The 14,579-nt window shown below is 67.6% G+C and carries 10 protein-coding genes and 1 tRNA gene; 10 read left to right on the top strand and 1 reads right to left on the bottom strand.

Annotation, left to right across the window (positions count from 1 at the left end; genetic code table 11):
• The first annotated feature begins 161 nt into the window (after positions 1 to 161).
• From murB to ACETK8_RS16460, 9 genes are all read left to right on the top strand, one after another.
• Positions 162 to 1,073, top strand: a complete 912-nt coding sequence (murB, locus tag ACETK8_RS16500; RefSeq protein ID WP_374036912.1) for a UDP-N-acetylmuramate dehydrogenase — start codon at positions 162 to 164, stop codon at positions 1,071 to 1,073.
• A 14-nt stretch (positions 1,074 to 1,087) separates the two neighbouring features.
• Positions 1,088 to 2,026 carry a D-alanine--D-alanine ligase gene (locus ACETK8_RS16495; protein WP_374036911.1) on the top strand — a complete coding sequence of 313 codons (939 nt, stop codon included), beginning with the start codon at positions 1,088 to 1,090 and terminating at the stop codon, positions 2,024 to 2,026.
• Positions 2,014 to 2,904, top strand: coding sequence for a cell division protein FtsQ/DivIB (locus tag ACETK8_RS16490; protein WP_374036910.1), 891 nt, complete (start codon positions 2,014 to 2,016; stop codon positions 2,902 to 2,904). The genes ACETK8_RS16495 and ACETK8_RS16490 overlap by 13 nt, the downstream gene beginning before the upstream one ends.
• Positions 2,905 to 2,925: 21 nt before the next feature.
• Positions 2,926 to 4,251: a cell division protein FtsA gene (gene ftsA, locus ACETK8_RS16485; protein ID WP_374036909.1), complete on the top strand. Its 1,326-nt coding sequence runs from the start codon at positions 2,926 to 2,928 to the stop codon at positions 4,249 to 4,251.
• Positions 4,252 to 4,432: 181 nt separating this feature from the next.
• Positions 4,433 to 7,855 carry a TonB-dependent receptor domain-containing protein gene (locus ACETK8_RS16480; protein WP_374036908.1) on the top strand — a complete coding sequence of 1,141 codons (3,423 nt, stop codon included), beginning with the start codon at positions 4,433 to 4,435 and terminating at the stop codon, positions 7,853 to 7,855.
• Between the two features lie 244 nt (positions 7,856 to 8,099).
• Positions 8,100 to 9,635, top strand: a complete 1,536-nt coding sequence (gene ftsZ, locus ACETK8_RS16475; RefSeq protein ID WP_374039419.1) for a cell division protein FtsZ — start codon at positions 8,100 to 8,102, stop codon at positions 9,633 to 9,635.
• Positions 9,636 to 10,333: 698 nt separating this feature from the next.
• Complete coding sequence (gene lpxC / locus ACETK8_RS16470) at positions 10,334 to 11,233, top strand: UDP-3-O-acyl-N-acetylglucosamine deacetylase (protein ID WP_374036907.1); 900 nt, start codon at positions 10,334 to 10,336, stop codon at positions 11,231 to 11,233.
• 64 nt (positions 11,234 to 11,297) lie between these two features.
• Positions 11,298 to 12,722 carry a M20/M25/M40 family metallo-hydrolase gene (locus tag ACETK8_RS16465; RefSeq protein WP_374036906.1) on the top strand — a complete coding sequence of 475 codons (1,425 nt, stop codon included), beginning with the start codon at positions 11,298 to 11,300 and terminating at the stop codon, positions 12,720 to 12,722.
• Positions 12,723 to 12,734: 12 nt separating this feature from the next.
• A tRNA-Leu gene (locus tag ACETK8_RS16460) sits at positions 12,735 to 12,819 on the top strand.
• A 3-nt stretch (positions 12,820 to 12,822) separates the two neighbouring features.
• Here the strand turns inward: ACETK8_RS16460 and ispH are convergent.
• Positions 12,823 to 13,794 (bottom strand): 4-hydroxy-3-methylbut-2-enyl diphosphate reductase, encoded by a 972-nt coding sequence (ispH, locus tag ACETK8_RS16455; RefSeq protein ID WP_374036905.1) that lies wholly within the window; start codon positions 13,792 to 13,794, stop codon positions 12,823 to 12,825.
• 134 nt (positions 13,795 to 13,928) lie between these two features.
• On the opposite strand from ispH, the gene ACETK8_RS16450 reads away from it, so the two are divergent.
• Positions 13,929 to 14,579, top strand: a complete 651-nt coding sequence (locus ACETK8_RS16450) for a Tat pathway signal sequence domain protein (RefSeq protein WP_374036904.1) — start codon at positions 13,929 to 13,931, stop codon at positions 14,577 to 14,579.

The following is a 14,579-nucleotide window of genomic DNA, read 5'->3' as shown; positions in this document are numbered from 1 at the left end:
CGGCGCGAAGCGACCGGGGGACGCAGCGGCGCGCGAGAGCGCGAAACTGCCACGCACACTGACGTTTCCAACATCATGCCTGAACAGATCGCCTTCGGCGCCGCTGCGTCCCCCGGTCTCCGCTGCGCTTCGCCGGAGGATGACGAAAGGGGAGTGTGCGTATGACCTGGCGTGACACCCTCCCTTCCGTCCGCGGCAAGCTGCTCCGCGACGAGCCGCTCGGCCCCTTCACCTGGTTCCGGGTGGGCGGAAACGCCGAGGCCCTCTTCATCCCGGCCGACGCCGACGATCTCGCCGACTTCCTGAAGGCCATCGACCCGTCCGTGCCCGTCATGGTGCTGGGCGTCGGCTCCAACGTCATCGTCCGCGACGGCGGCGTCGAGGGCGTGGTCATCCGTCTGGCGGGCCGTCCCTTCGCGGGCATCGCGACCGACGGACAGACGATCACGGCCGGCGCAGGCGCTCTCGACGCCATGGTCGCCAAGGCCTCGGCCAAGGCGGGGATCGCGGGGCTGGAGTTCTATGCCGGCATCCCCGGCACGATCGGCGGCGCCCTGACCATGAACGCCGGCTGCTATGGTTCCGAAACCAAAGACGTCCTCGTCTCCGCCTGGGGCCTTACCCGGTCCGGCGAGCGGGTCGACTATGCGCTAGCCGACTTCGGCTACACCTATCGCCACTCCGAGGCACCCGCCGACATCATCTGGATCGAGGCCACCTATCGCGGCACGGCGGACGAACCCGAGGCGGTGTCCGCCCGCATCTCCGAGATCACCTCGCGTCGCGAGACCACCCAGCCGATCCGCGAGAAGACCGGCGGCTCCACCTTCAAGAACCCGCCCGGTCATTCGTCCTGGAAACTGGTCGACGAGGCGGGCTGGCGCGGCAAGCTGCACGCCGTGACCGGCGGCGGGGCCATGTTCTCGGAACTCCACTCCAACTTCATGATCAATCCGGGCGAGGCGACCGCCGCCGACATCGAAGGATTGGGGGAAACCGTCCGCGCCGACGTTCAAAGTAAACTCGGCGTAAACCTTGAATGGGAGATCAAGAGGATCGGCCGCCCCCTGTAACCGCAGAACGCACCATGTCCCGTCCCCTGTCAGAGCTGCACGTCGCCGTCCTGATGGGCGGATTGTCCTCCGAACGGGATGTATCGCTGTCGTCCGGCAAGGGTTGCGCCGACGCCCTCGAAGGGCAGGTGGCCAGGGTCAGCCGCGTCGATGCGGGCCGCGATCTGGCCCAGGTGCTGGCGGGGCTGAAGCCCGACGTCGTCCTGAACTGCCTGCACGGCGACTGGGGCGAGGACGGCTGCGTCCAGGGCATCCTGGAGACGCTGCAGATTCCCTACACCCACTCCGGCGTCCTGGCCTCGGCCCTGACGATGGACAAGGACAAGACCAAGGCCGTGCTGGGCGCGGCGGGCATCAAGGTGCCGGGCGGCGGCCTGTTCGACCGGCACGAGGTGGCCAGCCGCCACGTCATCGAGCCGCCCTATATCGTCAAGCCGAACGCCGAAGGCTCCTCGGTCGGGGTCTATCTGGTGCCCGCCGGCGCCAACAGCCCGCCCGCCCAGGTCGGCGCCGCCGACTGGACCTATGGCGAACAGGTGATGGTCGAGCCCTACATCCCGGGCAAGGAACTGGCCGTCGCCGTGATCGGCGAAACGACCGGCCCCCGCGCCCTGACCGTGACCGACATCACGCCGGTGAAGGGCTTCTACGACTACGAGGCCAAATACGCGCCGGGCGGATCTGTCCACAAACTTCCGGCCGAAATCCCGGCCCACGTTTTCGAGGCGGCGCTGAGGGAATCCGAGCAGGCGCACGCCGCACTGGGCTGTCGCGGGGTGAGCCGGTCCGATTTCCGTTATGACGATGTTAAGGACGAATTGGTGCTTCTGGAGGTCAATACCCAGCCGGGCATGACCCCGACCTCGCTCGTTCCCGAGCAGGCCGCCCATCTCGGCATGACCTATCGAGATCTGGTTCGTTGGATGGTGGAGGACGCCTCATGCCCGCGGTAGTTCGCGGCGGTCGGCGCGCGAACGTCGCGTCAGCGCCCAAGCGAAGCGCCGCGCCGAAAGGGCAGGGCGCTCGCGGCCGTGCCGCCCCGCGCAATCAGGGCGGCGTGCCCGGCAAGATGGCCGCGCTCGGCAAGCTGGACCTGACGCCCCGCGCCGTCGTTTTGTCGATCTGCGCCGGCGTCGGCGTTCTGGCTCTCGTCTTGGCGACCGGAGCCCGCGCCGAACGCATCGGTCAGTCGGTCAGCCACGGCGTCGACCAGATCACGACCGGCATGGGGTTGAAGCTTCGCCGCGTCCACATCACCGGCGCCTCGGCCGAGGCGACGCCGTCGATCCAGCGCGCCCTGCAGGTCCAGTCCGGCCAGCCGATCACCTCTTTGGATCTCGATGCGCTTCAGGCCAGCGTCCAGTCCGTCGGCTGGGTCAGGGAGGCCCGTGTCGTCCGCCTCCTGCCCGACACCCTGATCGTCGAGGTCAAGGAACACGACCGTCTGGCGGTCTGGCAGACGCGCGGCCAGACCTATGTCATCGACGGCGAGGGTCGCGCCATTCCGGGCGCAGACGCCGGCCGCTATCCGAACCTGCCGCTGGTGGTGGGCAAGGGCGCCGATACGGCGGCGAAGGACATCCTGCCCCTGCTGGCCGAGCGGCCGCGTCTGATGAGCCGGGTCGACGCCCTGGTGCGCGTCGACGAGCGGCGCTGGGACCTGAGGCTGCGCGACGGCGGCATCATCCAGCTTCCGGCGGTCAAACAGGAAGCGGCCCTGATCCAGCTGGATGCGCTGGATCAGCGCGAGCGGCTGCTGGAACTGGGCTTCGCCCGCATCGACCTCCGGACCGAGGGCCAGGTGGCCGTGCGTCCGGGCGCCGGCGCTTGAGAGATAAAGAAGAGTAGGCTGATGGCGGGCAAGAAGGCGGATTCGACGGTGGATGCGGGCAGGGCGGCCAATCGCGCCCCCGTGGTCGCCGCCCTGGATCTGGGTCAGTCCAAGGTCGCCTGCTTCATCATGAAGCCGGACGGCGTGCGTCACGCCGACCGCACCATCCGCGTCGCCGGCGCGAGCCACGTCCAGTCCAAGGGCGTGCGCGGCGGGGCCATCGTCAACATGGATGAGGCCGCGCAGGCCATCGGCCACGCCGTCGAGCGGGCCGAGCGCACGGCCGGGGCCCCTGTCTCGGGCGTCATCGTCACGACCGCCATCGGCCAGATGGCCAGCCACCGTGTGCAGGCGCGCGTCTCTCTGGGCGCCAATCCCATCGGCGACGCCGACCTGGCTCGCGCCATCGGTATGGCCCTGGCCCAGATTCGCCTCCCCAACCGCCGTCCGATCCACGTCCTGCCTATCGGCTGGTCCGTCGACGGCGCCCGCGGCGTCCACGATCCCCGCGCCATGCGTGGCCATTCGCTGGGTCTCGACCTCCTCGTGGTCTCGATGGCCGAGGGCGCCTTCGCCTCCCTGAGCCACTGTCTGGAACTGGCGCACCTCGACCTGCAAGGCGTCGCCGCCGCGCCGGTGGTTTCATCGCTCGCCTCTCTGGAAGAGGACGAGATGGACCTGGGCTGCGTCTGCATCGACATGGGCGGAGGCTCGACCAGCGCGGCCGTCTGGGGCGGGCGCTCCCTGCTGCACATCGAATCGCTGAACGTCGGCGGCGACCATGTCACCTCCGACATCGCCCGTGGCCTTTCCACGTCGAAGGCGGGCGCCGAGCGTCTGAAGACCCTGCACGGCTCGGCCATGGCCAGCGCCAACGAGGACCGCGAGATGCTGGAAGCCCCGCCGCGCGGCGAGGACGTCGGCGCCGGTCCGGTCATCGTGCCCCGCGCCATGCTGAAGACCGTCATCGCGCCCCGCGTCGAGGAGACGCTGGAACTGCTGCGCGACCGACTCAGAAATGCGGGCGTGGGCCTGGAGCCCGGCGCGGGCCTCGTCCTGGCCGGCGGCGCCAGCCAGTTGAACGGTGTGCGCGAACTCGCCGTCCGTGTCTTCGACCGCCCGGTTCGTCTCGGACGGCCACAAAGGGCGCCGCATTTGGCCGACTCGGCCGCCGGTCCCGCCTTCTGCTCGGCGGCCGGAGTCCTGTTGCGCGCCGCCTACGGTCCCCGCGAGGCTGTGTCGGCTAGGAAGCTGATGTCTCGGCAGATTACCGCTGCTGACGCGCCCCGTATTCAGGGCGGCAACCTCGTGGCGCGGGCTGCGGGATGGCTGCGCGACAACCTTTAGGTTGCTGAACGCCGGTCCATCCTGTGTCCTCGGTGTGTCCGAAGTGTAACAAATCCGAGTTCCTGTTGCCGCAGTCGCGCCGCAATGGTTGCCCCGGCCGCAATCTCTGACTAGCAACGCTCGGAACGACCAGACTCGCAGAAGTCTGCCGTGCGTCATTCAGTCATTGGGGCCAAGCACCATGCTATCAACTCGCAAGTATCTCTTCGGAACCACCGTCCTCGCCGGCGTGCTGACTCTGTCGGCTCCGGCCTTCGCTCAGTCGTCCGCTCCGGCTCAGGACGACCAGTCGACCCAGGTCGAAGAGATCGTCGTCACCGGCTCGCGTATCCGCCGTGACCCGACCACCGCCCCGACCCCGCTGATCCAGGTCGATCGCGAGCAACTGCTGTCGGCCGGTCAGGCCACGCTGATCGACTACCTGGCCCAGATCCCGGCCCTGTCGAACTCGCAGATCCCGACCGACAACGTCGGCAGCGTTCTGAACGCCCAAGGCCTGAACATCGCGAACCTCCGCGCTCTCGGCAACAACCGCACGCTGACCCTGATCGACGGCCGTCGTCAGGTCGGTTCGGTCGGCGGCAGCCTGGCCGTGTCGGTCAACACCATCCCGCGCCTGCTGATCGAGAACATCGAAATCATCACGGGCGGCGCCTCGTCGGTTTACGGCGCTGACGCCGTCGCCGGCGTGATCAACTTCACGCTCCGCAAGGACTTCGAGGGCGTCGAGCTCGACCTGTACGGCAACCAGCTGTCGCGCTACGGCGACAACTACGGCCGTCGCGCCTCGCTGCTGGTCGGCAAGAACTTCTTCGACGACCGTCTGAACCTGTACGGCTTCGGTGAATACGAGCGTCTGGACGCCGTCGGAACGCTCGACCTGGGCTTCCTGGCTGACGCCTGCGCCGTGGTCGGCGTCGACGCCGACCCGACCGCCGCCGCCGCCGGCCTGCCGGTCGACGATGCGATCGACAACCGGGTCTTCTGCGGCCTGAACACCATTTCCCGTCCGCGCGGCGGCCAGACGACGATCGCCAACGCTCAACAGCCGAGCGCGCTCAACAACCCGCTGGTGGGCGTCACGAACTGTACGACGTTCACCCAGTCGACCTGCTACAGCGTCGATCCCGCCAAGACCTGGGTCTTCCCGCAAGGCGGCTCGGCCCGTCTGGCCAACTTCGGCCAGCGCATCGGCAACGTCGGCGCGAGCCGTACTCTGAACATCGGCGGCGACGGTGAGAACCCGGCCTTCTTCAACCAGGCCGACCGTACGGGTTCTGTTGAGGCCCAGCGCTATCAGACCGGCGCCAACTTCCGCCTGACGGACTCGATCTCGGGTATCCTGGAAGCCAAGTACATCAAGGAGTCGACCTTCGCGGTCGCTCAGCCGACGTTCTTCGACTTCTACCTGAACGACGCGGCCTACGCCGCCAACGAAACCAACGGCCGCACGGGCATCACGCCGAGCAACCAGAACCAGGTGCTGCGCGTCTCGGACAACGCCTTCCTGCCGGCCGCCCTGCGCGCCGCCATCCTCGGCAACACGGTCACCAACTACAACAACCCGACCGTGACCGGGGCCGGCACGCCGCTGGCCGCCTCGACCGTCGCCCCTTGGGCGCGTCACGTGACGTTCGGCGAGGACCGCTCGCAGGACAACGTGCGTGAACTGCAACGCTTCGTGGCCGGCCTGAGCGGCCAGCACGGCGACGTCGGTCCGATCCGCAACCTGAACTGGGATCTGGCCTACACCTACAGCAAGCTCGAAAACGCCAACAAGGAAATGGCGGTCGACACCCAGCGCTACGTCCTCGGCGCTGACGCCGTCGTCGATACCGCCGGTATCGTGAACGGTCGTCCGGGCGAAATCGTCTGCCGCGTTCAGATCCTCGCCAAGACCAACGTTGCGTTCACGAACGCCACCACGGGCCTGGGCGGTATCCGCGACTGGTCGACGAAAGCCGGCCAGACCCCGGGCACCTACGGCGACCTGCGCTCCCGTGCCGAAGGTCGCGCCGCGATCGAACAGTGCCGTCCGATCAACGTCTTCGGTCAAGGCGCCGCCGATCCGGCCGCTCTGGCCGTGACCTACGCCGCGGTCACCGTTCGCCAGACCAACGAGCAGGAAAACCTGATCGGTTCGGTTTCGGGTCAGCTGTGGGACTTCTGGGGCGCCGGTGCGATCGGCGTGGCCGTCGGCGGTGAATACCGTCGTGAATCGACCGAGGGCATCGGCCGTAGCCGTGACACGGGCGACCGCCAGCTGTTCCTGAACACCAGCCCGGACCAGCCGCGCGTCGAATACGAGACCACGGAAGTCTTCGCCGAGCTCTCGCTGCCGCTGTTCCGTGACTCCTGGCTGGGTCAGTACGCCGAGCTGAGCGGTTCGTACCGCTACTCGGACTACACCACGGTCGGCGAAACCGACGTGTACGGCGTGAACCTGGTCTACCGTCCGGTCTCGGACTTCGCGATCAAGTCCAGCTACAACACCTCGGTCCGCGTCCCGACCCTGTCGGAGAACTTCTCGCCGCAAAGCCAGACGTTCGCCAACGGCTTCGCCGACCCCTGCGCGACCTCCGCGATCACGTCGTCGACCCTGGCCGCCGACATCCGCGCCAACCGCATCGCCAACTGTACGGCGCTCGCGGCCGCTAAGGGCCTGACCTACGACTTCGGCGGCACCACGCTCGACCCGAACGACGACTACGCTCCGATCTATTCGAGCGGCGTCGCCGGCGTGAACGGCGGCAACCCGTTCCTGACCCCGGAAGAGTCCACCTCCTTCACCTTCTCGACGGTGTGGACGCCGAGCTTCGTGCCGAACTTCAGCCTGGTGCTCGACTACTACGAGATCCAGATCGACCAGGTCATCGCCTCGGTCACCGCCCAGACCGCAGCCACCAACTGCGTCAGCGGTCCGGGCCTGAACACCGGCGCCTGCAACACGATCTTCCGTCGTGTCGCCCCGGTCTCCGGTACGTCGGCGGCTGACCGTTCGGAAGCCTTCAAGGTCGGCGCTCCGGCCGGCGATCCGCTCGGCGGCTTCATCCAGGGTTCGATCAACTACGCCAAGCGCACCGTGCGTGGCATGGACTTCACCGCCACCTACTCGCTCGACACCGAAGAGATGTTCGGTCGTAACTTCGGTAGGTTCCGCACCTCGCTGAACGGTTCGTGGCTGATCGAACAGAAGCAGTTCAACAACATCGACAACCCGAACGACTTCACCGAGTTCGCCAGCACGCTGCAGGTCGGTGGTTCGTTCCCGCGCGTTCGCTTCTCCAACACCCTGGTGTGGAGCCCGAACGACCTGGTGGATCTGACCTGGGTGGTTGACTGGCAAACGGCTCAGGACATCATCCAGGCCCGCGATCAGGTCGCCAACATCGACAACCGTCCGCTGGATTACTACAACACCGGCAACTTCACGCGTCACGACTTCGGAGCTCGCTTCAACGTCCGCGACGACCTGACCCTGCGTGTCGGTCTCAGCAACGCCTTCGATGCTCGCCAGCGTGACATCCTGGGTGCGACGCTCTACTCGAACTACGACCCCTACGGCCGTCGTTTCAACGTGAGCCTGAACTACCGCCCCTGGTAAGGGGTTCGTTCAGAACCAAGACGGAAAGGGCGGCCCTCGGGTCGCCCTTTCTTTTTGCCCACAGATGCATCTTTTTGCGGCCACGCTTGGGGATTGGGGTCGTCAGCGATCCGACTCACGCTATCCGGTAACCTTCTCTTAACGACGACGCGCGATCCTTAACGCGCTCATAACCAATGCGAATCGGCGGGGATTTCGTACTGGGCGTTCGGAGAGCAGGGTCGGAACAAAGGTCGGTTTGGATATGTCTCTCTCGCTGGTGCGGCCTCAGGCCACCGAATTGAAGCCTCGCATCGTCGTCTTCGGCGTCGGCGGGGCGGGCGGCAACGCCGTCAACAACATGATCGACGCCGGCCTCGAAGGGGTCGAGTTCGTCGTCGCCAACACCGACGCCCAACACCTGTCGTTCGCCAAGACCGATCAGCGCATCCAGCTGGGCGAGACGATCACCCAAGGCCTCGGCGCCGGCGCCCACCCCGAAGTCGGCATGAACGCCGCTGAGGAATCCGCCGACGAAATTCATGCGCACCTGGAAGGCGCGCACATGGTCTTCATCACCGCCGGCATGGGCGGCGGCACCGGCACCGGCGCCGCACCGATCATCGCCAAATGCGCCCGCGATCGCGGCATCCTGACCGTCGGCGTCGTGACCAAGCCCTTCACCTTCGAAGGTCGTCACCGCATGCGTCTGGCCGATGCGGGCATCGCCGAGCTGCAACGCTACGTCGACACCCTGATCGTCATTCCGAACCAGAACTTGTTCCGCGTCGCCAACGAACGCACGACCTTCGCCGACGCCTTCGGCATGGCCGACCAGGTCCTGCACTCGGGCGTCCGCTCGATCACCGACCTGATGATCCTGCCGGGCCTGATCAACCTGGACTTCGCCGACGTTCGCGCCGTCATGTCCGAGATGGGCAAGGCGATGATGGGCACGGGCGAGGCCTCGGGCGACGATCGCGCCCTGCTGGCCGCCCAGAACGCCATCGCCAACCCGCTGCTGGACGAGACCTCGCTGAAGGGCGCCAAGGCCGTGCTGGTGAACATCACCGGCGGTCTGGACATGACCCTGCTGGAAGTCGACGAAGCCGCCAACGCCATCTCGGCGGAGGTGGACGGCGACGCCAACATCATCTTCGGCGCGGCCTTCGACCCTGCCCTGGACGGCAAGATCCGCGTTTCCGTCGTCGCGACCGGCATGGACGAGGTCGCCACCTCCAAGATCGAGCCGGTCGCCCCGCGCCAGACCGCCTTCCACGACCCGCGCCGCGCCGCCCCGGTCGTTGAGGCTCCCCGCGCCCCCGAGCCCGTCCGCCAGCCGGTCCGCGCCGAAGCCGCCTATCGCGCGCCCGAGCCGGCCCCGGTCGTTCCGACCTTCCAGGCTCCGGAGCCGGTCGTCGCCCGTACGCCCGAACCGGTCATCCACGTCGCCGAAGAGCCCCGCTCGCTGGAGCCCATCGTCGATCCGTGGGTCGAGGAGTTCGAGGCCAAGCCGGCCGCCGCCGCCCGCGTCGACCAGGGCGACCTCTATATGGACCGCGCTCCCGCCGCCGCGCCGGAGTATGACGAGCCCGCCTACGACGACCGCGATCACCGCAAGTCGGGCTGGAGCCTGTTCGGCAAGAAGCCGCGCGCCCAGACCGCCTACGCCCCGGCGCCCGCGCCGTCGCGCGCCCAGCCGCAGCTGCGCCAGACGGCCCAGCCCCTGCCGGAGGCCGATGCCCAAGGTGCGGAGGACGATCTGGAGATCCCCTCCTTTCTCCGCCGGCTCGCGAACTAGACGCTAGGGAGTAGGGCTTAGGTCTTGGGGCTTGGGTTCAAGTCATGAATCGGAAAGGGCGGCCCGGTCGGGCCGCCCTTTTTGCTTGTGGGACCGTTCGGCGCTCCAACCCAAGCCCTGGGTCCAATCGACATTCACGATTTTCCCGTGCAGCCCGGCCTTCGCTGCAGTGCACGGATGACGCCGGGGGGCGGAGCTGGCAAAGCATCGCCGGAATCCGCCAACGATTCCAACGCCCCGATCTTCTGAAAGCCCTTTTCCTTAACGCCCCTCGAAACGCCCCCATACTGATCCGTTCCACAGGAGGGACGCATCATCAGGCCATGGACCATCCGAACGCTTCGGACTCTTCGGACGCTTCGGACGGTGTTTTGGAGTCCGGATCGTCAGCTCAGCCATCACACCCGTGCACCCCAGCGAAGGCTGGGTCCAGATCCACATTCAATCGGTCGGGACAGCGCACCGATCCTGCTGCTCCGACCAACGGAGTTTTCCATCTGGACCCCAGCCTTCGCTGGGGTGGTCGGCTGAATGTCGATTGCTCCTAAGCCCCAAGCCCCAAGCCCCCGGTCGTGGTTACAAACCGCGAAACAATTCGAAACCCGACTTTGGTTTATGCGTTGCGGCGCCCCGTTTAGGGATCGATCTTCCGCTCATGCGCGCCTCCCCGCGCCCAGGGCGTTCAGTGGATCTCGCCCTTGCCGCCTCGCAACGATCATCGCGAACGGACCCTGGTCGCCCCCGCCATCTGCGCGGGCGTGGGTGTGCATACGGGCCAGCGCGTGCGTCTGGCCATCCGTCCGGCCCCGACCGGGACGGGCATCGTCTTCGTTCGCACCGACATCACCGACCGCGACAACCGCATCGTCGTCTCTGGCGACGCCGTGGTCGATGCGCGCCTGAACACCATGATCGAGAACGCGGCGGGCGTCCGCCTGTCGACCATCGAACACCTGATGGCCGCCTTCTGTGCGCTCGGCGTCTCGAACGCGATCGTCGAGGTCGATGGACCGGAACTGCCGATCCTGGACGGTTCGGCCCTGCCGTTCGTTCAACTGTTGGACCGCGCGGGTTTCCGTCGGCAGCAGGCCCCGGTCCGCTACGTCGAGATCCTGGAGCCGATCCACGTCACCGACGGCGACAAGCATGCGGCCCTGCTGCCCTGCGACCGCTACGAGATGCGGTTCGAGATCGATTTCGACAACGCCGTGATCGGCAATCAGGTCGTGGACTTCGTCGTCGACGAACAGACTTTCCGCGACGAGATCATGTCGGCCCGCACCTTCGGCTTCGCCCATGAGGTCGAGGCCCTGCGTCAGGCCGGTCTGGCCCGCGGCGGTTCGTTGGAGAACGCGGTCGTCATCGACGGTGACGACATCCTGAACCCCGGCGGCCTGCGTATGGAACGTGAGTTCGTGCGTCACAAGGCGCTGGACGCCATCGGCGATCTCTACGTCTTGGGCGCGCCGCTGCTGGGCCGCTACGAAGGCTACAAGGCCGGTCATGCGGTGAACAACCTCTTGGTCCGCGCCCTGCTGAACGCCCCGCACGCCTGGCGCGAGGTGGTTCTGGAGCCCGAGCTGGCCAACGTCGGCTAAGCCGCTTCCACAGCCCCGATTCCAAGCCTAGGGTCCGGCTCTTCCGAGATCTGGAGTTCTGGGCATGTTCGTTTCCGTCCGTCGTTCGGCGCTGGCCGCCGTCTCCCTGCTGAGCCTCTGCGCCGCACCGGCCCTGGCCCAGGACGCGGCGACGATCCGCGCCGCCGAACAGGTCCGCGACGCCGCCCTGAACGACACCGTGGCCATGGACTACGTCACCCAGCTGACGACGCGGTTCGGTCCGCGCCCGGCGGGTTCGGCCTCCGAGACCGCCGCCGCCCAGTGGGCCGCCGGCTACATGCGTGAGCTCGGCTTCAAGAACGTCCACATCCAGGCCTTCCCCCTCGTCGGTTGGGAGCGCGGCGAAGAGAGCGCCTCCATCGTCGGCGCCAATCCCCAGCCTCTGGTCGTTGCGGCGTTGGGTCACTCGCCGGGCACCCCGGCCGGCGGCATCGAGGCCGAGGTCGTGCGCTTCGCTTCGCTGGAGGACCTCCAGGCCGCGCCGGACGGGTCGCTGGCGGGCAAGATCGCCTATGTCGACGCCGGCCAGATGGTGCCCATGCAGTCGGGCGCCGGCTACGGTCCCCTGACGCGTATTCGCGGCGCGGGCCCGGCCGTGGCGGCGCAGAAGGGGGCGCTGGCCTTCATTATGCGCTCGGCCGGATCGGACGAGCACCGCATGCCCCACACCGGAACCACCCGATACGTGGACGGCGTCGTGCCCCTGCCGGGGTTCGCGCTCAGCGCGCCGGATGCGGATCAACTCAGCCGTCTGGTCTCCTACGGCGAGCCGGTGCGCGTCCGTCTGTCGTCCACGGCCCACACCTATGAGACGACCTCCCACAACGTCATCGGCGACATGCCGGGCGACGAGCGGCCGGAGGAGATCATCGTCCTGGGCTCGCATATGGACAGCTGGGACCTGGGCACGGGCGCCATCGACGACGGGGCAGGGGGCGCCATCACCATCGCGGCGGCCAAGGCCATCGCCGAACAGGGGCGCACCGCCCGCACCGTCCGCGTGATCCTGTATGGATCGGAAGAGGTGGCCCAGCCGACCGACACCGGCAACGGCGGCGGCGCCTATCTGCGCAGCCTGTCGCCCGAGGACCTGGCCAACCATGTCTTCGCCGGTGAAAGCGATTTCGGCGCGGGCCGGGTCTATGCCCTGCAACTGCCCGTGGGAGCCCAGACCGGCGCCTTCGCCGACGCCGCCAACCGGGTCCTCTATCCGATCGGCGTCCTGCGCACGAACACGCCGGAGACCTCGGGCGGCGCCGATATCGGCCCGATCGTGCGGGCGGGCGTGCCGGTGTTCGGCCTGCAGCAGGACGGCTTGCGCTATTTCGACCTGCACCACACGGCCGACGACACCCTCGACAAGATCGATCCGGTGCAACTGCGCCAGAACGTGGCCGCCTGGGCCGGTCTGATCTGGCTGGTGGCCGACAGCGACGTCGACTTCCGCGCCATGCGTCCGGCGGAATAGGGGATCAAAGCCGCGGGCGTGGCGAAACTGGTAGACGCAGCAGACTTAAAATCTGCCGACTTCGGTCATGCCGGTTCGATCCCGGCCGCCCGCACCATCTTCAGGCCGTCAGGGCCCGAGGCAGTTTGAAGGTCACGGTTTCCCGCTCGCCCGGATCGTCGGCCAGGGTGACGGCGAAACGGTCCTGCAGCGCCTGAACCACGGCCTGGACCAGGGGCTCGGGGGCGGAGGCGCCGGCGGTGACGCCGACGGTCGAAATACCGTCCAGCCAGGCCCAGTCGATGTGGGAAGCGTCGTCGATCAGCTGGGCGTTCGAGGCGCCGGCCCGGAGCGCGACCTCGACCAGACGGATGGAGTTGGAGGAGTTCTTGGATCCCACAACCAGCACCAGATCCGAGCCGTCGGCCAGCCGTTTCACCGCTTCCTGACGGTTGGTCGTAGCGTAACAGATGTCTTCCTTGTGCGGGTCGGGCAGTTCCGGGAAGCGGCGCTTCAGCACTTTCAGGATCTCGGAGGTGTCGTCCAGCGACAGAGTCGTCTGGGTCGCATAGGCCAGGGGGGCGTCGCCCGGACGCTGGAAGGCCTCCGCGTCCTCGACCGTCTCGACCAGGCTGATCGCGCCCTCGGGCAGCTGGCCCAGGGTGCCGACGACTTCCGGGTGGCCGGCGTGGCCGATCAGGATGATGTGGCGGCCATTGGCATGGTGGCGCTCGGCCTCGACATGGACCTTGGAGACCAGGGGGCATGTGGCGTCGAGGAAGGTCATTTCCCGCGACCGCGCGGTCGCGGGCACCGACTTGGGCACACCGTGGGCGGAGAAGACGACCGGGCGGTCGTCGGGGCACTCGTCCAGCTCCTTGACGAAGACAGCGCCCAGGCTCTTCAGCCGGTCGACGACATGCTTGTTGTGGACGATCTCGTGGCGGACGTAGACGGGGGCGCCGAACTTCTCGATGGCGCGCTCGACGATCTGGATGGCCCGATCGACCCCGGCGCAAAAACCACGCGGCGTGGCCATGCGAACGGTCAGCGGCCGAAGCGCGGTGTCGGGGGAGGGGGCGAACGCGTCCATGGTCCGAACCTAGTCGTTCAGGGCTTGCATCGCCACCTTGTCGGGCGCGATAGGTTTGCGACGCCTCGCTTTAGCCGCTATCAGGCAGGAAGCCTGACCGCGTTCCGTCAGCGCCCAGATTTCCGGATTTACGAATGCGCCTTGCGACCGTCGCCCTCGCCGCCCTGGCGGTCCTCGTCTCCACGAGCGCTCATGCCCAGAGCCAGAGCCAACGTGAGCGCGACCGCAGCAGCCAGAGCGAGGAGCGCCAGAGCCGCCGTGGGCCGCGCATCGCGCCCTTGCGGGCCGTGCCGAACGCCGGCCCATGCCCCTATGTGAAGATCCTCTACGACGCGGCCCGCTACGTCGAGCTGGAGGGCGGCCGCCCCGCCTCGGCCAATGTCGGCTACACCGGCGAGATCGAGGGCGTGACCGCCGGCTGTTCGTACCGCGGCGACGAGCCGATCACGGTCCAGATGAACATCCTGTTCCACCTGGGCCGGGGCCCGCAGGCCCAGAGCGACCAGCGCACCTATCGCTACTGGATCGCGGTCACGGAGCGGAACTCGGCCGTCCTGGCCAAGGAGTATTTCGACCTGCCCGTGAACTTCGCCGGTTCGGCCACCGCTTCGGCGACCGAGGAGCAGTCGGTCATCATTCCGCGCGCCGAGACGACGACCAGCGGCGGCAACTTCGAGGTCCTGATCGGCTTCGAGGTCACGCCCGAGATGGCCGAGTTCAACCGCACCGGCAGCCGTTTCCGCATGACGGCGGGGCAGGCCGCGGCGACCCCCGCAGAAGACTAG

It is taken from the genome of Brevundimonas staleyi, from assembly GCF_041893865.1.
Taxonomy (GTDB): Bacteria; Pseudomonadota; Alphaproteobacteria; order Caulobacterales; family Caulobacteraceae; genus Brevundimonas; species Brevundimonas staleyi.
The sequence above is the reverse complement of the archived record's forward strand: the minus strand, read 5'-3'. Positions and strand labels throughout refer to the sequence as shown.

Excerpts from the sequence above, each read along its gene's own strand:
- murB (WP_374036912.1), top strand. The coding sequence starts at position 162 with ATGACCTGGCGTGACACCCTCCCTTCCGTCCGCGGCAAGCTGCTCCGC.
- ftsA (WP_374036909.1), top strand. The coding sequence starts at position 2,926 with ATGGCGGGCAAGAAGGCGGATTCGACGGTGGATGCGGGCAGGGCGGCC.
- ACETK8_RS16480 (WP_374036908.1), top strand. The coding sequence starts at position 4,433 with ATGCTATCAACTCGCAAGTATCTCTTCGGAACCACCGTCCTCGCCGGC.
- ACETK8_RS16450 (WP_374036904.1), top strand. The coding sequence starts at position 13,929 with ATGCGCCTTGCGACCGTCGCCCTCGCCGCCCTGGCGGTCCTCGTCTCC.
- ftsZ (WP_374039419.1), top strand. The coding sequence starts at position 8,100 with ATGTCTCTCTCGCTGGTGCGGCCTCAGGCCACCGAATTGAAGCCTCGC.
- ACETK8_RS16490 (WP_374036910.1), top strand. The coding sequence starts at position 2,014 with ATGCCCGCGGTAGTTCGCGGCGGTCGGCGCGCGAACGTCGCGTCAGCG.
- ACETK8_RS16465 (WP_374036906.1), top strand. The coding sequence starts at position 11,298 with ATGTTCGTTTCCGTCCGTCGTTCGGCGCTGGCCGCCGTCTCCCTGCTG.
- ACETK8_RS16495 (WP_374036911.1), top strand. The coding sequence starts at position 1,088 with ATGTCCCGTCCCCTGTCAGAGCTGCACGTCGCCGTCCTGATGGGCGGA.
- ispH (WP_374036905.1), bottom strand. The coding sequence starts at position 13,794 with ATGGACGCGTTCGCCCCCTCCCCCGACACCGCGCTTCGGCCGCTGACC.